At 52.7% G+C, this 376-nt stretch carries 1 protein-coding gene; it reads right to left on the bottom strand.

Annotation, left to right across the window (positions count from 1 at the left end; translation table 11 throughout):
* Positions 1-376 (bottom strand): AMP-binding protein (locus QMG93_RS35065; protein WP_281944532.1); only part of this gene is annotated, 376 nt, incomplete at both ends.

Raw genomic sequence — 376 nt, 5'->3', positions numbered from 1 at the left:
GGATGTAGGCGCATAAGGTCGGCAGGCATGTTCCGATATTGCTTCTGCCTTCTGCGATCTCCGCTTCGGTAATTTCTTTATAGGTCACATGCACCGTCGTTTCCGTAATGCCGTACATATTGATGAGCTGCGTGTGCGGGTATTTCAGCTTCCACGCTTTCAGCAAAGCCGGACTTAGCGCTTCTCCGCCGAAAATGATTTTACGCAAAGCCAGCTCCGTCTCGCTATGGCGCAGCTCTTCCTGCAACAGCTGATAAAAGTAAGTCGGCGTTTGGTTCAGAATCGTGACCCGCTGCGTTTTCAACAATTGCAGGAATTGCTCCGGGCTTTTCGCCGTCAGCGGAGGGACAATGACCAGCTTCCCGCCGTTCAGCAG

The sequence above is a fragment of the Paenibacillus tyrphae genome (assembly GCF_027925525.1).
Lineage (GTDB): Bacteria > Bacillota > Bacilli > Paenibacillales > NBRC-103111 > Paenibacillus_G > Paenibacillus_G tyrfis_B.
The sequence above is the reverse complement of the archived record's forward strand: the minus strand, read 5'-3'. Positions and strand labels throughout refer to the sequence as shown.